20 protein-coding genes are annotated in these 23307 nt (G+C 71.0%); 8 read left to right on the top strand and 12 right to left on the bottom strand.

Going from position 1 to position 23307, the window contains the following annotated elements; translation table 11 throughout:
- Nucleotides 1–4: 4 nt before the first annotated feature.
- The 6 genes from ACBR40_RS36225 to ACBR40_RS36250 form a co-directional block, all read right to left on the bottom strand.
- A complete protein-coding gene (locus ACBR40_RS36225; RefSeq protein WP_329590313.1) occupies nucleotides 5–1060 on the bottom strand; it encodes an ABC transporter substrate-binding protein in 1056 nt (351 codons plus the stop codon).
- The gene (locus ACBR40_RS36230) at nucleotides 1057–2058 is read right to left on the bottom strand and encodes an ABC transporter permease (RefSeq protein WP_329590311.1); all 1002 of its coding nucleotides are present in this window, start codon (nucleotides 2056–2058) and stop codon (nucleotides 1057–1059) included. The genes ACBR40_RS36225 and ACBR40_RS36230 overlap by 4 nt, the downstream gene beginning before the upstream one ends.
- Nucleotides 2058–3542, bottom strand: coding sequence for a sugar ABC transporter ATP-binding protein (locus tag ACBR40_RS36235; protein WP_371251645.1), 1485 nt, complete (start codon nucleotides 3540–3542; stop codon nucleotides 2058–2060). Before ACBR40_RS36235 ends, ACBR40_RS36230 begins: the two co-directional genes overlap by 1 nt.
- Before the next feature lie 28 nt (nucleotides 3543–3570).
- Nucleotides 3571–4728: an ROK family transcriptional regulator gene (locus tag ACBR40_RS36240; RefSeq protein ID WP_371251646.1), complete on the bottom strand. Its 1158-nt coding sequence runs from the start codon at nucleotides 4726–4728 to the stop codon at nucleotides 3571–3573.
- Nucleotides 4729–4888: 160 nt separating this feature from the next.
- Nucleotides 4889–5761: an SDR family NAD(P)-dependent oxidoreductase gene (locus tag ACBR40_RS36245; protein ID WP_371251647.1), complete on the bottom strand. Its 873-nt coding sequence runs from the start codon at nucleotides 5759–5761 to the stop codon at nucleotides 4889–4891.
- A gap of 74 nt (nucleotides 5762–5835) precedes the next feature.
- Complete coding sequence (locus ACBR40_RS36250) at nucleotides 5836–6891, bottom strand: MBL fold metallo-hydrolase (protein WP_371251648.1); 1056 nt, start codon at nucleotides 6889–6891, stop codon at nucleotides 5836–5838.
- A 55-nt stretch (nucleotides 6892–6946) separates the two neighbouring features.
- Here ACBR40_RS36250 and ACBR40_RS36255 point away from each other — a divergent pair, with 55 nt between their 5' ends.
- Entirely contained in the window at nucleotides 6947–7792 is an 846-nt protein-coding gene (locus ACBR40_RS36255; protein WP_371251649.1) for a glutathione S-transferase family protein, read from the top strand.
- Here ACBR40_RS36255 and ACBR40_RS36260 read toward each other — a convergent pair.
- Nucleotides 7740–9023 carry an MFS transporter gene (locus tag ACBR40_RS36260; protein ID WP_371251650.1) on the bottom strand — a complete coding sequence of 428 codons (1284 nt, stop codon included), beginning with the start codon at nucleotides 9021–9023 and terminating at the stop codon, nucleotides 7740–7742. The genes ACBR40_RS36255 and ACBR40_RS36260 overlap by 53 nt on opposite strands.
- The gene (locus tag ACBR40_RS36265; protein ID WP_344217633.1) at nucleotides 9020–9589 is read right to left on the bottom strand and encodes a winged helix-turn-helix domain-containing protein; all 570 of its coding nucleotides are present in this window, start codon (nucleotides 9587–9589) and stop codon (nucleotides 9020–9022) included. The genes ACBR40_RS36260 and ACBR40_RS36265 overlap by 4 nt, the downstream gene beginning before the upstream one ends.
- A 75-nt stretch (nucleotides 9590–9664) precedes the next feature.
- On the opposite strand from ACBR40_RS36265, the gene ACBR40_RS36270 reads away from it, so the two are divergent.
- The 5 genes from ACBR40_RS36270 to ACBR40_RS36290 all read left to right on the top strand — a co-directional run bounded on the left by ACBR40_RS36270 (nucleotide 9665) and on the right by ACBR40_RS36290 (nucleotide 16112).
- The gene (locus tag ACBR40_RS36270) at nucleotides 9665–10309 is read left to right on the top strand and encodes a B3/4 domain-containing protein (protein WP_371251651.1); all 645 of its coding nucleotides are present in this window, start codon (nucleotides 9665–9667) and stop codon (nucleotides 10307–10309) included.
- 206 nt (nucleotides 10310–10515) lie between these two features.
- On the top strand, nucleotides 10516–14169 hold the full coding sequence (locus ACBR40_RS36275) for a multifunctional oxoglutarate decarboxylase/oxoglutarate dehydrogenase thiamine pyrophosphate-binding subunit/dihydrolipoyllysine-residue succinyltransferase subunit (RefSeq protein WP_371251652.1): 3654 nt from the start codon (nucleotides 10516–10518) through the stop codon (nucleotides 14167–14169).
- Nucleotides 14170–14299: 130 nt separating this feature from the next.
- Entirely contained in the window at nucleotides 14300–14479 is a 180-nt protein-coding gene (locus ACBR40_RS36280) for a DUF6104 family protein (RefSeq protein ID WP_020544136.1), read from the top strand.
- Nucleotides 14480–14571: 92 nt separating this feature from the next.
- Nucleotides 14572–15375 carry a DUF4097 domain-containing protein gene (locus ACBR40_RS36285; protein ID WP_371251653.1) on the top strand — a complete coding sequence of 268 codons (804 nt, stop codon included), beginning with the start codon at nucleotides 14572–14574 and terminating at the stop codon, nucleotides 15373–15375.
- Nucleotides 15372–16112: a helix-turn-helix transcriptional regulator gene (locus ACBR40_RS36290; RefSeq protein ID WP_371251654.1), complete on the top strand. Its 741-nt coding sequence runs from the start codon at nucleotides 15372–15374 to the stop codon at nucleotides 16110–16112. The genes ACBR40_RS36285 and ACBR40_RS36290 overlap by 4 nt, the downstream gene beginning before the upstream one ends.
- Before the next feature lie 6 nt (nucleotides 16113–16118).
- Here ACBR40_RS36290 and ACBR40_RS36295 read toward each other — a convergent pair whose 3' ends face one another.
- From ACBR40_RS36295 to ACBR40_RS36310, 4 genes are all read right to left on the bottom strand, one after another.
- The gene (locus ACBR40_RS36295; RefSeq protein WP_371251655.1) at nucleotides 16119–16949 is read right to left on the bottom strand and encodes an oxygenase MpaB family protein; all 831 of its coding nucleotides are present in this window, start codon (nucleotides 16947–16949) and stop codon (nucleotides 16119–16121) included.
- Between the two features lie 72 nt (nucleotides 16950–17021).
- Entirely contained in the window at nucleotides 17022–17978 is a 957-nt protein-coding gene (locus ACBR40_RS36300) for a zinc-binding dehydrogenase (protein WP_371251656.1), read from the bottom strand.
- A 27-nt stretch (nucleotides 17979–18005) separates the two neighbouring features.
- On the bottom strand, nucleotides 18006–18884 hold the full coding sequence (locus tag ACBR40_RS36305; RefSeq protein WP_371251657.1) for a hypothetical protein: 879 nt from the start codon (nucleotides 18882–18884) through the stop codon (nucleotides 18006–18008).
- Between the two features lie 102 nt (nucleotides 18885–18986).
- Nucleotides 18987–20429, bottom strand: a complete 1443-nt coding sequence (locus tag ACBR40_RS36310) for an acetyl-CoA synthetase (protein WP_371251658.1) — start codon at nucleotides 20427–20429, stop codon at nucleotides 18987–18989.
- 262 nt (nucleotides 20430–20691) lie between these two features.
- Here ACBR40_RS36310 and ACBR40_RS36315 point away from each other — a divergent pair, with 262 nt between their 5' ends.
- Entirely contained in the window at nucleotides 20692–21651 is a 960-nt protein-coding gene (locus ACBR40_RS36315; RefSeq protein WP_371251659.1) for a serine protease, read from the top strand.
- A gap of 315 nt (nucleotides 21652–21966) precedes the next feature.
- On the top strand, nucleotides 21967–23133 hold the full coding sequence (locus ACBR40_RS36320) for a serine protease (protein WP_371251660.1): 1167 nt from the start codon (nucleotides 21967–21969) through the stop codon (nucleotides 23131–23133).
- Nucleotides 23134–23307 lie beyond the last annotated feature (174 nt).

Genomic DNA, 23307 nt, shown 5'->3' on the forward strand with positions numbered 1-23307 from the left:
CCGATCAGGATTCGAAGCCGAGTTCCAGGTATTTCTCGACGTTGTCCTTGGTAATGGTCTCGGAAGCGAGCGTGATGGACTGCGGAACGGAGTTCTCCACGAGATCACTCATCCCCTTCCCCTGCGCGACCAAGCGAGCCAGCCTGATCGCCGAAGAGGCCATGGTAGGGCTGTAGGTGACGGTCGCCTTGAGCACCGACGTGCCCGACTGGATCTCCTTCATCGCGTTCAGCGAGCCGGCGCCGCCGACCATGATGAACTCGTCGCGGCCCGCCTCCTTGATCGCGGCGAGCACGCCCACGCCCTGGTCGTCGTCGTGGTTCCACATGGCGTCGATCTTCTTGTGCGCCTGCAGCAGCGACGTCGCCACCTGGTTGCCGGTCTCGACCGTGAACTTGGCGTCCTGCTTGGCCGTCACGCTGAACCCGTAGGTCTTCAGCGCGTCGGCGAAGCCCTTGCTGCGGTCCTGCGTGAGCGGCAGCGTGGCGATGCCCTGGATCTCGACGATCACCGGGTTCGACACGCCCTTATCCTTGAGCTGCTTGCCGATGAAGTGGCCGGCCGCCACGCCCATGCCGTAGTTGTCGCCGCCGATCCACGTACGGTAGGCCAGCTTGTCGGGGAAGACGCGGTCCAGGTTGATCACCGGGATGCCCGCCGCCGTGGCCTGCAGGGCGACCTGGTTGAGCTGCTGGCCGTCGTTGGGCAGGATGACCAGCGCGTTCACCTTCTGCGCGATCAGCGACTCGACCGCGGAGATCTGCTGGTTGATGTCGTTGGTCGGCTCGACCGGCTTGAAGTCGATGTCGCTGTACTGCTTGGCGGTGGCCTCGGCGTTCTTGGCGATCGCGGCGATCCAGCCGTGGTCGGCCGCCGGCGCGGAGAAGCCGATGGTCACCTTGGTGCCGGGCTGGTCGTTGCCGCTCGCGGCGGGGGCGGGGGCCGCCGCGGCGCTGCTGGGCGCCGCTGCGGGCTCGTTGCTGGTGCAGCCCGCGGCGAGCAGTGCGGCTCCGCCGAGCCCGCCGACGAGGAATCCCCTGCGCGCGACGTTCTCACTCATGTTGCTCTCTCCTTCAGGTTCCGTCGCTGGAGAAGGACGGCGACGACGATGATCAGGCCCTTCGCGATCAGCTGGTCGCTGGTGTCGAGGCCGTTGAGGATGAACAGGTTGGTGATGAGGGTGAAGATCAGCAGGCCCAGGATCGAGCCGATGATCGTCCCCCGGCCCCCGGTGAGCAGCGTGCCGCCGATGATCACGGCGGCGATGGCGTCCAGCTCGTACAGATCGCCGTGCGTGGACGAGCCCGTGGTGGTCCTGGCCATGATGAGGATGGCGGCGATGCCGCAGCACAGCCCGGACAGCGCGTAGAGCAGCATGGTGTGCCGGCGCACGTCGATGCCGGCCAGGCGGGCGGCCTCGGGGTTGCCGCCCACCGCGTACGTCCGCCGCCCGAACGTGGTGCGGTTGAGCACCACCCATCCGAGCGCCACGACCAGGGCGAAGATGTAGACCAGCAGCGGGACGCCGAGCACCCGCGTGGTCGACAGCTCGACGAGGGCGGCGTTGTCGGGCTGGACGAGCTGCGTCCTGCGGTCCGACATCCGCTGGGCCAGGCCGCGCGCGGCCACGAGCATGGCCAGCGTGGCGATGAACGGCACCAGCCTCCCGTAGGCGATCAGCCATCCGCTGACCAGCCCGGCCCCGGTGCCGACGAGGATCGCGCAGATGGCCATGACCCACGGCCCGTACGCCTGCGTGGCCAGCGTCGTCGCCCAGACCGAGGCGAGCGCCATGACCGCGCCCACCGACAGGTCGATGCCGCCGCCGATGATGACGAACGTCGCGCCGACCGTGATGACGCCGATCGTGGCGGCCAGCGACAGGATGCTGACCAGGTTGGAGGTGGTGGCGAAGTTCTCCGGCCGGGTCACCAGGCCGACCACCACCAGGATCGCCAGCGCCACCAGCAGTCCGAGGTGGCGCATCTCGCCCAGGCGGCGCGTGGGCGCGAGCGCCGCCACCCCCGCCGCGCGGCGGTCCGTCGTGGGCTCGCTCATCAGGCCGCCCTCCCATTCATGATCATGTCCAGTACGCGGTGCTCGTCGAGCTCCGCGGCGTCGCCCTCGTGGATGACCGACCCCTCGCGCAGCACCAGCACCCGGTCGGCCAGGCCCAGCACCTCGGGCACCTCGCTGGAGACCAGCAGCACGCCGATGCCGCGTTCGGCCAGGTCGTGGATGACGGCGTAGAGCTCGGCGCGCGCGCCCACGTCCACGCCGCGGGTGGGCTCGTCGAGCAGCAGGAGCTTGCGCCCGCCGAGCAGCCAGCGGGCCAGCACGGCCTTCTGCTGGTTGCCGCCCGACAGGGTGCGGATCGGGCGTTCGGGGTCGGGTGGCCGGATGTCCAGCATCTCGGACAGCCGCTTGGCCTCGGCCCGTTCCCGCTTGCGGTCGAGCCAGCCGAATTTGGCGAAGCCGGGCAGGCTGCCGAGCGTGATGTTGGCGGTGACGCTCTGGTCGAGGAGCAGGGCCTGGGCCTTGCGCTCCTCGGGGGCGAGCCCCATGCCGCGCCGTACGGCGCCGACCACGCCGCGTCCCGCAGGCCGCCCGTCGAGCAGCACGCGGCCGGTGGCGGAGCGGGCTCCGTAGACGGCCTCCAGGATCTCGGAGCGTCCCGAGCCGACGAGCCCGGCCAGCCCCACGATCTCCCCCGCGCGGACCGAGAACGACACGCCGGAGAAGACGCCGGGCGCGCTCAGGTTCTCCACCCGCAGCACCTCCTCGCCGAAGGTGCGCCCGCCACGCGGGGGGAAGACGTACTCGACGTTGCGGCCGGTCATGAGGGAGACGATCTGCGTGGTCGGCGTGTCGCGGGCGGGCAGGCCGACGGCGACCGTACGGCCGTCCTTCAGCACCGTCACCCGGTCGCCGATCTCGCGGATCTCCTCCAGGCGGTGGGAGATGTAGACGACGGCGACGCCCTGGGCGGTCAGCTCGCGGATGATCCGGAAGAGGTTGCCGACCTCGTCGTGGGCGAGTGCGGCCGACGGCTCGTCCATGATGATGAGCCGGGCGTCGTGGGAGAGCGCCCGCGCCATCGACACGACCTGCTTGGCCGCCGGGGACAGCCGGCCCACCTCGGCGGACGGCCGGATCTCGCCGTGGCCGAGGCGTTCGAGCACCTCGCGGGCGGCCTTGTTGGCCGCCGCGCGGTTGACGAAGCCGAGCTTGGCGGGCTCGTGGCCGAGGAAGATGTTCTCGGCCACGCTGAGCCCGTCGACCAGGTCGAGCTCCTGGTAGATGGTGGCGATGCCGAGCCTGATGGCGTCGATGGGACTGGCGGGGCGCACCTGGTCGCCGTTGAAGACGATGGTGCCCTCGTCCGGCTGGTGCGCGCCGGCCAGGACCTTGATGAGCGTGGACTTCCCCGCGCCGTTCTGGCCGAGCAGGCAGTGCACCTCGCCGGCCCGTACGTCGAGGTCCACGCCGTCCAGCGCGCGCACCCCTGGGAACTGTTTGACGATGCCCTTGATCACCAGCATCGGTGGTCCTTGTCTGTCGGCCCGGTGGTCAGGCGCTGACGATGCGGTTGATGTTCTCGGGTGAGAGGTAGTGCTCGATGGCGAGCAGGCCCGCTCCGAGCGCGGCCGCGTCGATCCCGGTGCGGCTCGGCGTGATGGACAGGTGGTGCGTGGCGAGCGGCAGCGAGCGGCGGTAGACCGTCTCCCTGATGCCGGCCAGCAGATGCTCGTGCACCCGCGACAGCGCGCCGCCGATGACGATGACCTCGGGGTTGAAGAAGTTGACCAGCCCGGCCAGCACCTCACCGATGTGCCGTCCCGCCTCCCTGACCAGGCGCAGCGCCTGCGTGTCGCCGGCCTGGACGAGCGCCACCACGTCGGCGCCGCGCTCGGCCGGCAGGCCCAGCTCGGCGAGTTTGCGGGCGATGGCGGCGCCGCCGGCCACGGCCTCCAGGCAGGCGCTGTTGCCGCAGCGGCAGCCGGCGTCGTCGTGGCCGCTCACCCGGATGTGGCCGATGTCGCCGGCCGAGCCCTGGGCGCCGCGGTGCAGCTTGCCGTCGGCCACGATGCCGCAGCCGATGCCGGTGCCGACCTTGACGAACAGCAGGTGCCTGGTGTCCGGGAAGGAGTGGCGGTGCTCGCCGAGCGCCATCACGTTGACGTCGTTGTCGACGAGGACGCTGACGCCGCCGAAGTACTCGGGGACGGGGTAGTCGTTCCAGCCCGGCATGATCGGCGGGTTGTTCGGCCGCCCGGTGGCGAACTCGACCGGCCCCGGCACGCCGATGCCGATCGCGCGGAGCATGGGCCGGGTCCGCCCCGCCTCGCCGAGCAGCCGGTCGAGCCGCTGGTCGACGTGGGCGAGCACCTTCTCCGGGCCCTCGCCGATGAGCAGCGGGTCCTCGCACTCGGCGAGCACCTGCCCGGAGATGTCCATGAGCGCGACCCGGCAGTGCGTGGCCCCGAGGTCGACGCCGGCGAAGGCGTGGTCCTCGGCGTGCAGGCGGAGCTGGCGCGGCGGCCGGCCCCCCGTGGACTCGCCGCTCTCGCTCTCCTCGACGAGGCCGCGCTCGATCAGAGCGTCCACACGCTGGGAGATCGTGGACCGGGCGAGGCCGGTGAGCCTCGCGAGGTCGGAACGGGTCGTCGCCGAGCCGGCGCTGATGAGCGTCAGCACGTCGCCGGCGGAGCCCGGCTGGGGGGTCATGCCGCCGACAATAAGGTCACCGATGCGGCAAATCAATAGTGAGAATCGACCGAACTCGCCTGACTTCCGTCGATGACCGAACAAAGTGGATGTTGTTGCCGTACAAGCGGAAAGCCGGTCCCCGTGCGGGAACCGGCTTCCTGACAGGCGTCGTACGCCTCTAGAGCATGGCCTTCATCGAGTCGCCGGCCGACAGCACGTACGGCTGCTCCGCCATGATCGACTCCCAGTTGTCCGCGATGGCCTCGGGCGTGATGTCGTCGGTCTTCCAGCCGGGCCCCTCGGCCACGAACACCCGCGCCACCCGCCCCGCGCCGACCGTGAACACCTCGCCGCTGACCTCGCACGAGTCGTGCGTCAGGTACGCCACCAGCGCGCTCACCCGCTCCGGCGTGAACTTGGCCTCGAACTCGGCCGGCAGCAGTGACTCGGTCATCCTGGTCCAGGCGACCGGGGCGATGGCGTTGGCCTTGATGCCGCTGCGCGCGCCCTCGATGCCGAGCGTCTTGGTGAGCCCGACCAGGCCCATCTTGGCCGTCGAGTAGTTGGCCTGCCCGAAGTTGCCGAACAGGCCGGCCGGGCTGGAGGTGTTGACCACGCGGCCGTAGCCGGCGGCCTTCATGATCGGGTAGGCGGCGAGGCTGACCAGGAACGAGCCGCGCACGTGCACGGCCATGACCGCGTCGAACTCCTCGACCGTCATCTTGCCGAACGACTTGTCCCGCAGGATACCCGCGTTGTTGATGACGATGTCGACCTTGCCGAACGCGTCCACGGCCGCGTTCACGATGTCCCGCGCGCCCTCAGGGGTGGCGACGTTGCCGGCGTTGGCGATGGCCTGACCGCCGTTCTTGTTGATGAGCTCGGCCACCTCCGCGGCGGGGCCCGCGGAGGCCCCCGTGCCGTCGAGCGCGCCCCCGAGGTCGTTGACGACGACCTTGGCGCCTCGCTCGGCCAGCAGGAGCGCGTGCGACCTGCCGAGGCCGTGCCCGGCCCCTGTGACGATCGCGACCCTGTCATCGAACCGAAGCATGGAACCTCCATGGCAGGAGAACAACGTTCTAGTACGAGTACCATAACCCGCCAGGCGCCCCGCGCCACTGATCCCTACGGATGCCAGAGGTCGGGCTCTCCCGGCGTACGGCGTACCCGTCCCTTGGCCTCCAGCCACACCAGGTGCGCCAGCGTCTCGTTGTTGGCCGAGCGCCGCATGAACGGCGGGATCGACTCCCAGGGCCGCGACCAGGTGAGCCGCGTCGCGGTGTCCCAGCAGGTGACGCCGTCGTGCCCGGCCACCACCCGCTCGATCTCGGCCAGCCGCTCCTCGTGGTGGGCGAGCACGCTGTCCACCCGTCCGGCCAGCTCAAGGAAGCGGTACTCGTGGGCGGGCAGCACCTCGTCCACCTCCAGCCCGCCCACGGCGGCCAGGGAGTCGAGGTAGTCGGCGAGCGGGTTGGGCGGCGACTGCGGGTGCACGGCCACCATCGGGGTGATCCTGGCCAGCACGTGGTCGCCGGAGAACAGCACCCGCCGCTCGGGCGAGACGAAGCACAGGTGACCGGGCGAGTGGCCGGGCGTCCAGATCGCGCGCAGGTCCCAGCCGGGCAGGCCCAGGTCGTCGCCGTCCTCGACGAGCCGGTCGGGGCGGGCCATGGTGACCATGTGACGGATCATCATCGACGCGCCGGCCAGCTCGTCCAGCGTCGCCGCGGGCACGCCGCACCGCTCCAGCAGCGCCCGCTCGCGGCGGACGAGGCCGTCGATGGCCTCGTCGTCGTAGCGCTCGCGCAGCAGGCCGGCGTCGGCGGGGTGCAGGGCGATCCACGCCCCTGACGCCTCGCGGACCCGGCCGGCCAGGCCGTAGTGGTCGGGGTGGATGTGGGTGACGAGCACGCCCTTGACGTCGGTGATCGCGTATCCGGCCACGCGCAGGCCGGCGCAGAGGGCCTCGTACGCCTCGTCGGTGTCCCAGCCGGCGTCCACGATCGCGACGCCGTCCGGCAGCTCCAGGGCGTAGACCAGGACGTACCGCAGGGGGTTGACGGGGATCGGCACGGGGATGGACCACAGCCCCGGCCGCACCCGCTCCACGTCGGGGATCGCCCCGCCCGTCCACGCCTCCCGCTGCGCCCGGCTGGCAGGGGTCACCACGAATTTCGTCATGAGCTGGATTCTGCCCGAACGAGGTTCTGGATCCGAATCATGTTCTACTGGGACCATGAAGCCGAGCCGCGAGATCTCGGGCGATGGCCGCTTCGTCCGGCAGCCCAACCACTTCACCGGCCGCCTCGGCCCCCCGGAGCCGGGCCGCTACCGCCTCTACGCCTCCTACGCCTGCCCGTGGGCGCACCGGGTGCTGATCGTCAGGCGGCTGCTGGGCCTGGAGGACCTGCTGGACGTCACGATCGTCGACCCGATCAGGGACGAGAAGGGCTGGCGCGTCCCCGGCGGGGACCCCGAATACCTGTCGGAGCTCTACCACGCCACCGACCCCGGCTACACCGGCCGCTACACCGTCCCCTGCATCTGGGACACCCACGAGAAACGCCTGGTCACCAACGACTTCCCCCAGATCACCCTGGACCTGGAGATGTCGTGGGGCACCTCGCCCGACCTCTATCCCGAGCGGCTGCGCCCCGACATCGACATCATGAACGACCGCCTCTACCACGGGCTCAACAACGCGGTCTACGAGGCGGGCTTCGCCCGGGACCAGCAGGCGTACGAGGAGGCCGTGGCGCGGGTCTTCACCACGCTCGACCACCTGGAGGTGCGCCTGGCCGAGTCCGCCTACCTCTTCGACACGCTCACCGAGAGCGACGTGCGGCTCTACGCCACACTCGCCAGGTTCGACACCGTCTACTACCCGCACTTCAAGTGCATGGTGCGGCGGCTGACCGATTATCCGGCGCTGTGGGCCTACGCCCGCCGCCTCCACGCCATCCCGGCCTTCGGCGAGACCACCGACTTCGACCACATCAAGCGCCACTACTTCATGACGCAGACCGGGATCAATCCGAGCCGGATCGTACCGGTGGGGCCGGAGCTGGACTGGAGCGTGTGAGCACCGGCAGCCGCACGTACAGCAGCGCCGAGACCAGGGTGACCGCGGCGGCCACGGTCCAGGCGGCGGCGAGACCCGCCTGGGCGGCCAGCGCGCCGAGCGTGAGGTTGGCCGCGACCCCGCCGGACTGCAGGGACAGCGAGGAGATCGAGGTCAGGGTGGTGCGCTCGGCCGCGGTGACCGCGTTGTGCGTCAGCTCCAGCGACAGCACGGAGGTCACCGCGAGCCCGGCGAACAGCACGACGTAGGCCGCCGCGGCGCTCACCAGGCCGGCGGTCCCGCCGAGGTCCGACGTGGCGGCCAGGGTGGCGACCGAGAGCCCGCACACCACAGCGCCCGCGATCGCGCCCCTGGCCGAGCTCCCCGCCAGGCGGGCCGCGCGGGGCGCGAGCGCGCTGCCCGCCGCGCTGCCCGCGAAGCCGAGCGCGGCGACGACGGCGTAGGCGAAGCTGCCCTGCTCCGCCGAGCCGGCCAGCTCGGCCAGCCGGCCGGGCGTCAGCAGCTCGATGGCGGTGAGCATGACGCCGGAGCACACCGCGGCCAGCATGAGCCGGCGCAGCAGCGCGCGCCCCGCCGCCATCCGCAGCCCGCCGGCGATCGTGGCGGGCACCCCGCGCAGCACGCCGGCCGGCGACATCCGCTCGCGGGGCGGCTCGGGCAGCGCCACGAGGACCACGGCCAGCAGCAGCGCCGCCGCCACGGCGGCCACCAGGCTCGGCGCGGCCAGCGGGAACATCAGCCCAGGCGGCACCACCGCCGGCAGGACGCCGCCGGCCAGCACGCCGACGCAGAGGGCCGCGGACTCCATGGCGCCGCCCCTCGCCAGGCCCGGCTTGAGGTCGGCGTCGTGGCCCTCGATCCGGTGCAGGGTGTCGACGTACCAGGAGGTGGACGGGCCGCTCGACAGCGCCCGCGCCACGCCCTTGAGCACGCCGACGGCCAGGAACGCCCACAGCGTCGTGGCCACGCTCATCAGCGCGAGGCCCGCCGTGAGGAACGCGGCCGAGGCGGCCAGCACCATGCGCCGCCCGATCACGTCGGCCAGCCCTCCGGTGGGCAGCTCCAGGCTCGCGGTGACGACGGAGAACACGGTCACCGTCAGGCCTATCTCGGCCAGCCCGAGCCCCCGCTCGGTCATGAGCAGGACCTGGGAGGACATCATCAGGCCGAGCGGCAGCCAGGTCAGGAAACAGACGAGCAGGTAGCGGCGTAAGGCCGAGCGTGCGGTCATGACTCCTCCTGTCCGGGGCTGCGGGGGACGCCGCCGTACCAGACCTGCACCTGCCTGGCGTCGGGATCATCGGCGTGGCGGTCGGCGAGCTCGCGCAGCAGCGCCTCGGCGCGGTCGGCGAACTCGCGGAGCGCGGCGGGGGGCAGCGTGAGGATGTGGTCGCTCATGCCGGAGACGTCCACCCATTCCCGCGGCCAGTCCGCGAGGTCGAACTCCCCCAGCATCCGGCCGACCGTCTCGGCCTGGCGCAGGTGCATGATCCGGACCGCCTCGCGGCCCTCGGGCGTGGCGCTCATCTCGGCCGCGTCCCACGAGGTGTAGACGTGACGGGCGCGCCAGCGCCGCTCGCGGCCGTCGCGCCGCTCGTCGTCCTCCTCGACGAAGCCGAACTTGAACAGCTCGCGCAGGTGGTAGCTGGTCGAGCCGGAGCTCTCGCCCACCTTGCGGGCCAGCTCGCTGGCGGTGGCCGGGCCGTCGCTGCGCAGCAGGCCGAGCAGGCGCACCCGCAGCGGGTGGGCGACGGCCCTGAGCACCCGCGGGTCACTGATCCTGTACTGCTCCTCCATACCGACCACGGTAAACCGCAAAGACAATTTTGCAAAGTGAATTTTGCGATTTGCTCCCCTCGTAGACTTGGGAGCGTGCTCGACGACATCTGGGTGGACGACGCCGTCCACGAGCTCCGGCCCGACTTCGCCGTCCTGGTCATGACCGCGCACGGGCTGGTCAACGGCCCCACGGACGACCGCTCCCGCGCCTGGCTGGCGGCGGCGGCCGAGGCGGAGGCGCAGCCCGCGAAGATCGACGCCTGGAAGGACGCCTACCGCGCGTTCGGCGCCAAGCCGCAGCGCACCCGGCCCTCGGTCGACGCGCTCACCCGGCGCATGCCGCTGCCGGAGATCAACCGGGCGGTCGACGCCTACAACGCGATCAGCGTCAAGCACGCGCTGCCGATCGGCGGCGAGGACCTCGACCGCTACTCCGGCCCGGCGCGGCTGGTGCGCGCGGCCGGCGACGAGCCCTCGGAGGAGGCGCTCGGCACGCCGGAGCCGGGCGAGGTGATCTGGCGCGACGACCTCGGCGTCACCTGCCGCAGGTGGAACTGGCGCCAGGTGGCCCGCACCCGGCTCACCGAGGAGACGGTCAACGCCATCTTCCTGCTGGAGCGGCTGGAGCCGATGACGCTGGAGGAGCTGAAGGAGGCCGGCGAGGAGCTGGCCGATCTGCTGGCGGAGCTGTCGCCGGGTGTCCGGATCGCCACAAGACTGTTGTCCGCGCGGAACTAAACCTGCCGCCCCGGTGTTGATATCAAACAGTAACAATCCCCAGTGCCACCCGGATTGGCAAGGGGGGGCGTGACCTCTTTGCGCGGTCCTGAGAGGATCGTTCGGGGCGGCGCGCGCTCTTCGGCACGTGCTGCCAGTCCGGGCGAGTAGCCTTGGACAGGTTCTCTAACATCAACGCCGATCTGCGGAAGAGGGCGATTTCCGCCGTGTCGTCTGAGTCGTCGCGGACAAACCCGCTGGCAAGCTTCGGTCAGAACGAGTGGCTTGTCGACGAGCTGTACCAGAAGTACCTCCAGGACCCCGAGTCGGTAGACAAGGCCTGGTGGAACTTCTTCGCTGACTACAACCCTGATTACGGGCCGGGCCGAACCCCGGTCAGGGAGGCGGCGAACGGCACTACGACCGCGCCCGCCCCCGCACCTGCCAAAAAGACGGTGACGGCTCCGGCCGCGGCTCCAGCCGCGGCGGAGAAGCCGAAGCAGCCCGCCACCCCCGTGCCCAAGGACGCCGAGGAGGTCAGGCTGCGCGGCGCCGCGGCCCGCACCGCGGCCAACATGGACCTGTCGCTGTCGGTCCCGACGGCGACCAGCGTGCGCGCCATCCCGGCGAAGCTGCTCATCGACAACCGCATCGTGATCAACAATCACCTCAAGCGGGGCCGCGGCGGCAAGGTCTCCTTCACGCACCTGATCGGTTTCGCGATCGTCAAGGCGCTGCGGGCCATGCCGGAGATGAACTACTCCTACGCGGAGGTCGACGGCAAGCCGACGCTGATCAAGCCGGAGCACGTCGGCTTCGGCCTGGCGATCGACGTCCAGAAGAGCAACGGCGACCGCCAGCTCCTCGTGCCCTCCATCAAGGGCGCGGAGGAGATGGACTTCCGGCAGTTCTGGATGGCCTACGAGGACGTCGTCCGCAAGGCGCGCGCCGGCAAGCTCGGCGTCGACGACTTCGCCGGCACCACGATCTCGCTGACCAACCCCGGCACGATCGGCACGGTCCACTCCGTCCCGCGCCTGATGCCCGGCCAGGGCACCATCATCGGCGTGGGCGCGATGGAATACCCGGCCGAATACCAGGGCGCCTCCCCCGAGACCCTGTCGCGCCTGGCCGTCTCCAAGGTCATGACGCTGACCAGCACCTACGACCACCGGATCATCCAGGGCGCCCAGTCGGGCGACTTCCTGCGCCAGATCCACCGGCTGCTGCTCGGCGAGGACGGCTTCTACGACGAGATCTTCGAGGCGCTGCGCATCCCGTACGAGCCGGTGCGCTGGGTCCAGGACATCTCGGCCACCCACGACGACGACGTGGCCAAGTCCGCCCGGGTGATCGAGCTGATCCACGCCTACCGCGTGCGCGGCCACCTCATGGCCGAGACCGACCCGCTCGAATACAAGCAGCGCAAGCATCCCGACCTCGACATCCAGTCGCACGGCCTGACGCTGTGGGACCTGGAGCGGGAGTTCGCCACCGGCGGCTTCGGCGGCAAGCCGCTGATGAAGCTGCGCGACATCCTCGGCGTGCTGCGCGACTCCTACTGCCGCACCGTCGGCATCGAGTACATGCACATCCAGAACCCCGAGGAGCGGGCCTGGATCCAGGCGCGGGTGGAGAAGCCGCACAAGTCGCCGGAGCGCGACGAGCAGCTCAACATCCTGTCGCGGCTCAACACCGCCGAGGCGTTCGAGACGTTCCTGCAGACGAAGTTCGTCGGCCAGAAGCGCTTCTCGCTGGAGGGCGGCGAGTCCCTGATCCCGCTGCTCGACTCGGTGATCAGCGACGCCGCCGACGAGGACCTCGACGAGGTCGTCATCGGCATGGCCCACCGCGGCCGGCTCAACGTGCTGGCCAACATCGTGGGCAAGTCCTACGCCCAGATCTTCGGCGAGTTCGAGGGCAACATCGACCCGCGCACCGCGCACGGGTCGGGCGACGTGAAATACCACCTGGGCGCCACCGGCACGTTCACCGCGCCGAGCGGCAAGACCATCACGGCGTCCGTGGTGGCCAACCCCTCCCACCTGGAGGCGGTCAACCCGGTCCTGGAGGGCGTCGTACGCGCCAAGCAGGACCTCATCGAGCGCGGCGAGGAGGGCTTCACCGTCCTGCCCGTGCTCGTCCACGGCGACGCGGCCTTCGCCGGCCAGGGCGTCGTGGCCGAGACGCTCAACCTGTCGCAGCTGCGCGGCTACCGCACCGGCGGCACCGTGCACGTGGTGGTCAACAACCAGGTCGGCTTCACGACCTCGCCGGCCTCGTCCCGCTCGTCGGTCTACGCCACCGACGTGGCGCGGATGATCCAGGCCCCGATCTTCCACGTCAACGGCGACGACCCCGAGGCCGTGGTCCGCGTCGGACAGCTCGCCTACGAATACCGGCGGGCGTTCCGCAAGGACGTCGTCATCGACCTCATCTGCTACCGCCGCCGCGGTCACAACGAGGGCGACAACCCGGCGTTCACCCAGCCGCTGATGTACGACCTCATCGACGCCAAGCGCTCGACCCGCAAGCTCTACACCGAGGCCCTGATCGGCCGCGGCGACATCACGGTCGAAGAGGCCGAGTCGGCGCTGCGCGACTACCAGGCCAAGCTGGAGCAGGCGTTCACCGAGGTCCGCGAGGCGGCGAAGAAGCCGCAGGAGGCGGCCGCGATGCGGGTGCCGCCGACCGAGGTCGTCAAGTGGTCGCACGACGACACGCCGACGGCGATCACCCACGAGACGCTCAAGCGCATCGTCGACACCCAGCTCAACCTCCCCGACGGCTTCACGCCGCACCCGCGCCTGGCGCCGGTGCTGCAGCGCCGCGGCCAGATGGTCGAGCAGGACGCGATCGACTGGGCGATGGGCGAGACGCTGGCCTTCGGCTCGCTGCTGCTCGACGGCCACCCGGTCCGCCTGGTCGGCCAGGACTCCCGGCGCGGCACGTTCACGCAGCGGCACGCGGTGCTGGTCGACCGGATGACCGGCGCCGACCACACGCCGCTGAAGAGCTTCAACCAGGGCACCACGAAGTTCTACGTCTACGACTCGCTGCTCAGCGAGTTCGCGGCGCTCGGCTTCGAGTACGGCTACAGCGTCGTACGTCCCGACGCCCTGGTGTGCTGGGAGGCGCAGTTCGGCGACTTCGTCAACGGCGCACAGACGATCATCGACGAGTTCATCTCGTCCGGTGAGCAGAAGTGGGGCCAGAAGTCCTCGGTCACGCTGCTGCTGCCGCACGGCTACGAGGGCCAGGGCCCCGACCACTCCTCGGCCCGCATCGAGCGGTTCCTGCAGGTCTGCGCGCTGGACAACATGACCGTCGCGCAGCCCACCACCCCGGCCAACTACTTCCACCTGCTGCGCTGGCAGGTGGAGTCGCAGCGGCGCAAGCCGCTGGTGGTCTTCACGCCGAAGTGGCTGCTGCGCCACAAGGCGGCCACGTCCAAGGCGTCCGACTTCACCTCGGGCACCTTCCAGCCGGTGCTCGGCGACACGACGGTGGACCCGGCGAAGGTCACCCGCGTGGTGATGTGCTCCGGCAAGCTCTACTACGAGCTGCTGGCCGAGCGCGGCAAGCTGGGCCGCGAGGACGTGGCGCTGGTCCGGCTGGAGCGCCTCTACCCGTTCCCGGGTGAGGAGCTGGCGGCCGAGCTGGGCCGCTACGGCCAGGTCGAGCTGGTCTGGGCGCAGGACGAGCCGGTCAACATGGGTCCGTGGCCCTACCTCACGCTCAAGCTGGCCGAGGACCCGCAGGCGCTGGGCGGCCGGCCGGTGCGCCGGGTCTCGCGCACGCCCAACAGCTCGCCGGCCTCGGGCTCGCACAACGCGCACGACACGGAGCTGGAGGAGATCCTGCGCCAGGTCTTCGCCTGATCCGGGTTTCTCCACGGATGCCGGTGGCCCTTCCGGGGCCACCGGCATCCGCCGTTTCCGGGTCCGTGCTGGCCAGGGGCTAGAGTTCGGGCGAGACGCAGTGAGCGGACGGATGACGGGATGGAGAGCGATGTACTTCACCGACCGGGGGATCGAGGAGCTGGTCGAGCGCCGGGGCGAGGAGGAGGTCAGCCTGCTGTGGCTGGGTGAGCGGCTGCGCGAGTTCGTGGACCTCAACCCCGAGTTCGAGACCCCGGTGGAGCGGCTGGCCACGTGGCTGGCCCGGCTGGACGACGAGGACGACGAATAGCCGCCGCCCGCACAAAACGCGATACATCTTGAGTTTCCGCCGATCGCGACATATCGTGTTCTCATACGAGGTGTTGCCAGAAGGGCGGAAGCATGCAGCAGTGGACCGTCGAAGCGCCGGAGCAGCTGACCTTCGGCGCCGTGGAATCGCTCGACGTGCGCATCGTCGCCGGCCGGCTGGCGGTGCTCGCCAGTGAGGGCCCGCCGACACTGGAGGTGGCCGAGATCGACTCGGCCTCGCCGCTCATCGTGACCTACGACGAGGACACGCGCTCGCTCACCGTCGCCTACAAGGACCTCACCTGGGACGGCCTGCTCGGCTGGCTGCGCCGCGACCGGCGCAGGACCGTGCTGTCCATCGCCGTCCCCAAGTCGTGCCGGGTGAGCGCGGGCGTGGTGTCGGCGCCCGCCGTCGTGGCCGGCTTCGAGCGCTCCACGCGCGTCAAGGGCGTCTCGGCCGAGATCGTGCTCGACGGGGTGAGCGGCGAGGTCACCGCCAACACCGTCTCCGGGCCGGTCGAGAGCCGGGCGATGGAGGGCGACCTGTCGTTCAACAGCGTCTCGGGCGACCTGACGGTGGCCGACGGCACGCCGCGCCGGCTCAGGGCCAACACCGTCTCCGGCCGCATCACCGCCGACCTGGCGCTGCGACCCACCGGACATGTGACGTTCACCAGCGTCTCCGGTGACATCCTGGTCAGGCTGCCGGACAACGTGGACGCGGACGTCACCCTCCGCTCCACCTCCGGGCGGCTGGTCAGCACGTTCGACGAACTGTCCGACTCGAGCGGGCCCGGCATGAAGACCATGTCGGGGCGGCTCGGCGGCGGCATGGCCTCGGTGTCGGCGACCACGGTCTCCGGCGAGGTCGCACTTCTCAAGGGGGAGAAGGAATGAGCCCTGTCTTCGGTCACGGCCGGCTCCGGCTGTACCTGCTCAAGCTGCTGGAGGAGAGCCCGCGGCACGGCTACGAGGTGATCCGGCTGCTCCAGGACCGCTTCCTCGGCGTCTACTCGCCCTCCCCCGGCACGATCTACCCCCGTCTGGCCCGGCTGGAGGAGGAGGGCCTGGTCACCCACGAGGTGGCCGACGGCAAGAAGGTCTTCTCGATCACCGACAAGGGCCGCGAGGAGCTCAACGCCCGCCTCGACGAGCTCGACGACCTGGAGGAGGAGATCTCCGCCTCCGTGCGCGACATCGCCCGCGAGGTCAAGGAGGACGTGCGCGAGACGGTCAAGTCCCTGCGCGACGAGCTGACCCGGATGGCGAAGGACGTGCGCACCGGCGGCCGCGAGGACCCGGTCGGCTTCGGCCGGCGGCAGAAGGAGGAGTTCCAGCGGCTGCGGGACGAGCAGTGGCGGCAGTGGCAGGACCACGCCCACCAGTGGCAGGGCGAGAGCGAGCGGCTGACCAGGGAGTGGCGCCGGATGTGGACCGAGATCTGGGGCACGCTCGGCGGCGCGCCGCCGTCCCGCGCCGATCTCGACGCCGAGCTGGGCGAGCTGCTGGCCGACTTCGTGGCGCAGGCGCGCAGGGAGGCCTCCGACGCCCGGCTGACCGCCGAGAAGCTGCACGACCTGCGGACGGCGCTGGACGACGCCTCCCGCCGGATCCGCGACATCCTCGAACGCTGACCCCGGTTACGCGGCGGCGCGGGCGGCCCTGCGGGCGCGGTAGGCGATCGGCATGTACCTCAGCCGTTCCGGCAACCGCGGCGTCAGCGCCGCGACCGCCTGCCCGACGCGCCGCAGCCGCCGCTCGTCCCGGATCGTCCAGCGCAGGCCGAGCTTGTCCCGCACGGCGGGCGGCAGAGTGCCGACCGTGACGAAGTGGTTGAACTCGCCCGCGCCCGCTCCCACCGGCGTCCACAGCCGGCGCAGCGGTGCGGGCAGTCCCGGTGGCGCGGGCGTCCCCCGCATGACCGACAGCACGTCCAGCGCGGTCGGATGCGGCTCCAGCCGCTCGGCCACCATGCGGTCGAAGTAGCGCCAGTAGTCGTCCAGGTCCGCGGGCAGCTCCCGCTCCGGCACCCGCAGCATGCGTCCGAGCTGCTGCGACTCCACGTAGAGCCGGCGCTGCTCGGCGCCGGTGAGCGGGGTGCCGAAGTGGCGGTTGAGCGCGACGAACCGTTCGAACAGCGTCAGGTGCACCCAGGCCCACGCCTCGGCGTTCAGCGCGTGGTAGGGCCGGCCGCGCTCGTCCACGCCCCTGATCGTGCGGTGGATCTCCCTGAGCCGCCGCCCCTCCGCGGGGCCGGCCTCGCCGCCGTACACCCAGGTCTGTACGGACTCCAGCGTGCGGTTGAGCCGCCCCCACGGATCCGACTTGTACGTCGAGTGCTCGGCGACCGCCGCCCCCACCGCCGGATGCATGGTCTGCAGGACCAGGGCGCTGCCGGCCACCAGCAGGTTGCGATATTCGCCCGCGGTTTCCCAGTGCATCGAACCCGGGCCGAAGGGCTCCACGTCCATGATCGGGCCTCCCGGTGATACAACTCTCTTTCCTTTGTATCACCGGGCGCCCAAAAAGTAACCCGTTACTTATCAGGCGGTGAAGACGATCTTCCCGAACAGCTCGCCCTCCGCCATGGCGGCGAAGCCGTCGCGCGCCTCGGCCAGCGGCAGCGTCCGGTCGATCTCCGGCCGCACGCCCGTCTGCTCCAGGAACACCGCCAGCCGCTGAAGCTGCTCGCGCGTCCCCATCGTCGAGCCGACCACCGAGAGCTGCAGGAAGAACACCCGGTTGAGGTCGGCCGGCGGCACGGCCCCGCTGGTGGCGCCGCTGACCACGATGCGCCCGCCCGGCTTGAGCGACTTGAGCGAATGGTCCCAGGTGGCCTGGCCGACGGTCTCCATGACCGCGTCCACCCGCTCGGGCAGCCGCGCGCCGCTCTCGAAGACCTGGTCGGCGCCCAGCCGCAGGGCCCGCTCGCGCTTGTCCGCCGAACGGCTGGTCGCCCAGACCCGGAAGCCGCCCGCCCGGCCGAGCACGATCAGCGCGGTGGCCACCCCGCCGCCCGCGCCCTGCACCAGGACCGTCGAGCCCGGCTGGAGCCCGGACTTGTCGAACAGCATCCGGTAGGCGGTCAGCCAGGCCGTCGGCAGGCACGCGGCCTCCTCGAAGCTGAGCGCGGCCGGCTTGGGCACCAGGTTGCGGCGTGGCACGGCCACCCGCTCGGCGAACGTGCCGTCGTGCACCTCCGACAGCAGCGAGCGCCGCGGGTCCAGCGTCTCGTCCGGGCCGGAGCCGATCACCGCGTGCACGATGACGTCGTTGCCGTCCTCGTCCACGCCGGCAGCGTCGCAGCCGAGCACGATCGGCAGCCGGTCCTGGCGGATGCCGACGCCCTTGAGCGTCCAGAGGTCGTGGTGGTTGAGCGCGGCCGCCCGTACCGAGACGGTCGTCCAGCCGTCCGGCGTCTTCGGCTCAGGGTGCTCCCCCAGCGTCAGGCCGGCGAGCGGGTTGTCGGGGTCGGTCTGTGTGGCGGTAACGGCGAACATGGCCGCACCCTACAGAACCGGCCGCGGCTAGTCCTTGAAGGTCACCCTGATCCCGCGCAGCGCCTGCTCACGGTAGGCGTCCGGGCCCGTCACCGCGATCTGCACGCCGCCGCGGCACACGGCGCGCGCGGGCCGGCCGCGCCCGCTGATCACGTACGGCACCGGATCCGTCTTCCCGCAATGGGGCGCCGGCACGAGCGCGACCATCGCCCGCCCGCCGCCGCCGAACCAGAGCTGCGGCCCGACGGGATTGCCCCGGGCCTTCTCCCCCGGCCGGGCCAGCCGGACCGGGCCGCCGCCCGACAGCACCAGGTAGCCGTCCTCGGTCTCCTCGCCGCGCAGCCGCCTGGCCACGGCGAGCCGCTGCTCGAACGTCAGGCCCTCCCCCGTGTCGTACAGGGCGAGGCGCCAGTTGCCGAAGGCGAACAGCAGCACCTGGCCCCGCCCGCCGCTGCCCGCCTGCTGGGGCCACAGGGTGACGTTCGGGGCGTACTCGCGGATGGGCTCGCCGCCCTGGGTGATCTCGATCTCCCCGTTGTACGGCGCCGTCACCTGCCGGTAGATCCCGTCGACCCACAGCCCTTGGAACGGCCGCACCCCCATGCCTGCCAGGCCCAGCTCGGCGGGATAGCGCACGCTCGCCCGCCGCCCGTCGGGGAACACCACGTCGATGACCGCCTCGCCGCCCTTCGTCACCGGCGTGACCCGCAGCACGTTGGGCGGGCTGTCGATCCTGGTCAGCGACCTGATCGGCTCGGGGGCGGGCGGCGGCGCGGCGGGCGGCGGCCGGCGGCTCGCGATCAGGCCGATCACCGGCACCAGCACGGCCACCAGCAGCACCGCCAGGCCGAGCCTGCGGCGGCGCCCGCTCTGTCCCGCTTCGATGACGTCTAACCGGTCGGCCACCGGCGTTCCTCGTGAAGTAGTGCGGCTTGCGCCCTCGCTCCCAGTTCAAGGGAGCGGCCGCCCACGACGCAAGCGGCGGGCTGGTCACGAATTCACAACCGGTCACCAGGAGGCGAGGTTGACCTTGCCGTCCGGCGAGACGAGCCGGACCCGCTGCCCCACCAGCTCCCGCGACTCGGCCTCCGCCAGCAGCCCCGGCTCCTCCACCACGGCGTGCGCCCGCCCGCCGCCGGGCAGGTCCACCACGAGGATGCCGCGTTCGGCCGCGCCGTCCCTGCCGTGCGCGACGGTGTAGCCGGCGACCGTCGCCTCGCCCTCATGGACGTCCATGATGGGCACGCCCGTGGCCGTGAACACCGGCGCGGGGCTGCCCAGCCGGCCGCCGGGCTCGCTGGACCACACCGCGTACGTGTGCTTGGTCAGGTGCATCCCCACCCCGGTCACCAGCCCGTGCCCCGCCTGGGCGCGCAGCAGCCCGGCCATGGTCGCCGTCGAGTGGAGGACGTAGTCGCTGGCCGGGCCGCCCGCGTACGGCAGCCCTCCGGTGACGGTCAGCCCGCGCCGGTCGAGGGGGTCGAGCCCGATCGCGTCGCACGCCTGCCGCAGCGCGATGGCGAAGCAGCTGTAGACGTCGAGCGCGTCCATGTCGGCGAGGCCGAGCCCGGCCCGCGCGAAGGCGGCGGCGGCCACGCGCGGGATCGCCTCCGAAGAGCCGAGCGCGGGCCGCGCCGCCACCTCCCAGGTGTCCTCGCCGTACGCCCACCCGCGCAGGTAGACCCGCCGGTCCTGCGGCACGCCCAGCCGGTCGGCCAGCCCGGTGCTCGCGAGCACGACGGCCGCCGCCTGGTCCACCTCCAGCACGGCCACGGTGTCCCTGGTGTACGGCCAGCCGACGAAGCGGCTGCCGGTCACCAGCTCGTCGGGGCCACGCGGGGTGCGCCGCCAGGCGTACGGGTTGGCGGCGGCCACCTCGGTCATCGGCGCCAGCAGCCGCCCGCGCTCGCGCATCTCCTCCTCGACGGAGATCCCGAGCGCCGCCCGCCGGGCCGTCTCCATGATCGGGTACGTGTGCACCGGCAGCACCAGCCCGTGCGCCAGCTCGGCCGGGCTCGGGGGCCGCTCCCAGCCGTACGGGGGTTTGGGGTCGGCCGGATGGCTCCACGGCGTCCGCTCGCCCGCCCGCCGGTAGGCCCGCCGCGTGGCCAGCGCCTCGGCCCCGGTCACCAGCGCGCAGGTGAACTCCCCCGCCGCGATCCCGGCCGCCGCCGTGCCGATCAGCGTCTGCGGCGCCGTGCCGCTGACCTTCGAGTACGCCCGGTGCCGCGGCGCCGCCCCCAGCCGCTCGGCCAGCCGCCCGACGGGCGAGTCGTACTGCCAGGAGTCGGTGTGCACGATCTGGATGGACTCCAGCCGCTCGACCGGCAGCCGCGCGTCGTCGGCCGCGGCCCGCGCGACCTCCTCCCAGAGATCGAGCGGTTCGGGGCCGGGCTGCTCGCGCACGGTGTGTTGCGCGATGCCGATGAGACAGGGGGTGCGCGAGTCCATGCCCCCATCCAACCAGAACAAAATTCGGTTGGTAAGTGGTGACTTTTATGAATGCAGTCGGCACCGTTACCAGAAAGCGCAGAAACCGCCGCTGACCTGCGGAAATGCTTTCTCGTCATACATGCGATCCCGCTATCTCACCTCTTCTTTCCGTCGAATACTCACGACCCGCCGAGACCCTTCAATACCGTTTCCAGCGTTTTCCTGGCCCACCGGGGCCGCAGCGCCCCGCCCTGGGCCGCCGAGAACCGGAAGGAGCTCCATGCATTCCCGAGCAAGGCGCCTCGCGACCACCCTGACAGCCGCCGGGCTGGCAGCGGGGAGCCTCAGCAGCGCGGCCGGCGCGACGGCACCCTCGAACGTCGTCGCCAGGAACGTCACCACCCCCGCCGAGCAGGCGGTCCTGTTCTGGACGCCGGACCGCCTCAGACAGGTCACCGGCTCCGCGCCGCCCGACGGCAGACGCGTCACCCTGCCCCGCACGGTCGGACGCGTGTTCTTCACGCTGCCCCGCACCGACCCGCGCGACCCACGCAACTGGCGCTCCTGCTCGGCCACCTCGGTGCGGAGCAAACACCGCGACCTCGTGGCGACCTCCGCCCACTGCGTGTACGACACCAGGCGCAACGCCTTCCACGACAACTGGGTGTTCATGCCCTCCTACCAGAACGGGAAGAACCCCCCGTACGGCGTCTACGCCGCCAGGACCTTCAACGCGCACGAGGGCTTCGCGGTGACGGAGGACTACGACTACGACTACGCGTTCGTCAACGTCCACAACGGCGTGAAGGTCTCGTGGCAGAAGACCGGCAGGTCCTGGCGCGGGCAGGTCAGGAACGCCGGCCGGCTCGGCGACAACGTCGGCGGCCAGGGCTTCACCTGGAACCGGAGCGCCAAGCTGGACGTGTTCGCCTTCGGCTACCCGGCGGGCGGCCCCGCCATGAAGCACTGCTCCGGCAGGACCCGGCCGATGCCGGAGGCCAAGAAGTACAACGCGCAGGAGCACATCGGCCTCGCGTGCTCCTTCACCGCCGGCGGCGGGCCCTTCCTCTCCGGCTACAAGAGCGCCTCGCGCACCGGCTACCTGGTCGGCGTGGGCAGCGTGGCGTGGGACACCGACGGCGACGGCCGTGACGACCGCATCTCGTCGCCGTACTTCAACGGTGAGACGTACAAGATCTACAAGGCCGCGGCGAACAGGTGGACCGGCAACATACCGTGACCGTCCCGCCGCTGAGAGACCCCGGCTCCCGCAGGGATCCGGGGTCTCCTCGATCTCATTCCGCGTGACTCCCGCCACCTGATCACGACGAAATGCCAGCGCGTTCCGATCCGCGCACCATGATCACGATCATGGCTCTGACCTGGGCGAACGCCGAAAGACTTTTGATCGTTCCGACGTATCGAAGTGGCGGCCTGACGGCATCCTTATAGTTCACGTTGGAACCTGGATCAGGTAACGAATCCCTATCCGGGCTGCAATACCCTCCACTCATCTGGAAAAATCGCCCCTTACGACCCCAAGAAAGGCATTTTCATGATCTCCCGGGCCCGGCAGCTGCTGGCCGCCGCGCTGAGCGGCGCGCTGCTGATGCTGCCTGCCCACACGGGGATCGCCGCCGCGCAGACAGCGCAGACCGCGCAGGCCGGTAAGGCCACCGCCGCGGCCGGCAAGGTGCAGAGCATCGCCCTCGCCAAGACCGCCGCGGACGTCAAGCGGGTCGCCGACTACTGGAAGCCCGAGAAGTTCAAGCACACCGACAGCTTCAGCCCGGCCACGCCCGGCGCCGCCGTCGTGCCGAAGTCCACGTCCACGTCCGCGGGCGGCGCCGCCGGCCCGGCCGCACGCACCGCCGCGAGCAAAGCGAGCGCCACGAGCACCGGCAAGCTCGGCGCCGGCCGCCTCGCCGCGCCCGCGCTGCCGCGCAAGGGCGCCCAGGTCGGCAGCACGATGGGCAAGGTCTTCTTCCGCTTCGGCGACAAGGAGTACTGGTGCTCGGCCAGCGCGGTCACGGCCAGGAACCGCAGCGTGGTCGCCACCGCCGGGCACTGCGCCTACGACCCGCGGCAGGGCAAGGTCGCCGACTACTGGATCTTCGTCCCCAACCCGGGCCTCGGCGGCGAGCAGCCGATGGGCATCTACGTGGCCTCGTCCATCAGCCTGCACGAGGACTGGATCGGCAGGGGCGACTACGACTACGACTACGCCTTCGTCACCGTCCACCGCGGCTTCGCCTGGGTGAACAAGAACGGCCAGTACATCATGCAGGACGTCGGCCGGCTCCAGGACAACGTGGGCGGCCTCGGCCTGGAGCTCAACAGGAAGCCGGGCACCTACACGGCCGCGGCCTTCGGCTACCCGGCCGGGGCGCAGCCCGACGGCAACCGCCTGTACGACGGCAAGACGCTGCGGATGTGCCGCGAGGGCCGGACGAGCTGGAACAAGCCCGCCCCGCCGCTCGACCTGCAGAAGGGCGTGCAGCTCCCGGAGTGCGACTTCAGCGCGGGCACCAGCGGCGGCCCCTGGGTGATCGGCTACGACCCGGACCGCAAGATCGGCAGCCTGGCCGGCGTCAACAGCCTGAACTGGGACCGCAACGGCGACAAGCGCTACGACGCGATCTCCTCGCCCTACTTCGACACGGTCGCGGGCACGGTCTACCAGCGCGCGGCGGCGCAGAGCACGCCCGCGAAAATCGCCTGACGAGACACCTTTCCAGCAAATGTGACCCAAGTCATATGCAACCGGTCGGTCACTGCGTGCGATCAGCCGATCTCCGGATCTCGGGAAGGTCGCGGCGACCACTGGAACGTTGACGCGCTCTCCTCACAACTTCCACACCTGTGGTCAGCGTTATAGGTTCCGGGTCGTCCAATT

This window comes from Nonomuraea sp. AD125B (assembly GCF_041402765.1).
GTDB classification, from domain to species: domain Bacteria; phylum Actinomycetota; class Actinomycetes; order Streptosporangiales; family Streptosporangiaceae; genus Nonomuraea; species Nonomuraea bangladeshensis.

Coding starts and splice junctions, on each gene's coding strand:
- ACBR40_RS36225 (WP_329590313.1), bottom strand. CDS start 1,060: ATGAGTGAGAACGTCGCGCGCAGGGGATTCCTCGTCGGCGGGCTCGGC.
- ACBR40_RS36230 (WP_329590311.1), bottom strand. CDS start 2,058: ATGAGCGAGCCCACGACGGACCGCCGCGCGGCGGGGGTGGCGGCGCTC.
- ACBR40_RS36235 (WP_371251645.1), bottom strand. CDS start 3,542: ATGCTGGTGATCAAGGGCATCGTCAAACAGTTCCCAGGGGTGCGCGCG.
- ACBR40_RS36240 (WP_371251646.1), bottom strand. CDS start 4,728: ATGACCCCCCAGCCGGGCTCCGCCGGCGACGTGCTGACGCTCATCAGC.
- ACBR40_RS36245 (WP_371251647.1), bottom strand. CDS start 5,761: ATGCTTCGGTTCGATGACAGGGTCGCGATCGTCACAGGGGCCGGGCAC.
- ACBR40_RS36250 (WP_371251648.1), bottom strand. CDS start 6,891: ATGACGAAATTCGTGGTGACCCCTGCCAGCCGGGCGCAGCGGGAGGCG.
- ACBR40_RS36255 (WP_371251649.1), top strand. CDS start 6,947: ATGAAGCCGAGCCGCGAGATCTCGGGCGATGGCCGCTTCGTCCGGCAG.
- ACBR40_RS36260 (WP_371251650.1), bottom strand. CDS start 9,023: ATGACCGCACGCTCGGCCTTACGCCGCTACCTGCTCGTCTGTTTCCTG.
- ACBR40_RS36265 (WP_344217633.1), bottom strand. CDS start 9,589: ATGGAGGAGCAGTACAGGATCAGTGACCCGCGGGTGCTCAGGGCCGTC.
- ACBR40_RS36280 (WP_020544136.1), top strand. CDS start 14,300: ATGTACTTCACCGACCGGGGGATCGAGGAGCTGGTCGAGCGCCGGGGC.
- ACBR40_RS36285 (WP_371251653.1), top strand. CDS start 14,572: ATGCAGCAGTGGACCGTCGAAGCGCCGGAGCAGCTGACCTTCGGCGCC.
- ACBR40_RS36290 (WP_371251654.1), top strand. CDS start 15,372: ATGAGCCCTGTCTTCGGTCACGGCCGGCTCCGGCTGTACCTGCTCAAG.
- ACBR40_RS36295 (WP_371251655.1), bottom strand. CDS start 16,949: ATGGACGTGGAGCCCTTCGGCCCGGGTTCGATGCACTGGGAAACCGCG.
- ACBR40_RS36300 (WP_371251656.1), bottom strand. CDS start 17,978: ATGTTCGCCGTTACCGCCACACAGACCGACCCCGACAACCCGCTCGCC.
- ACBR40_RS36310 (WP_371251658.1), bottom strand. CDS start 20,429: ATGGACTCGCGCACCCCCTGTCTCATCGGCATCGCGCAACACACCGTG.
- ACBR40_RS36315 (WP_371251659.1), top strand. CDS start 20,692: ATGCATTCCCGAGCAAGGCGCCTCGCGACCACCCTGACAGCCGCCGGG.
- ACBR40_RS36320 (WP_371251660.1), top strand. CDS start 21,967: ATGATCTCCCGGGCCCGGCAGCTGCTGGCCGCCGCGCTGAGCGGCGCG.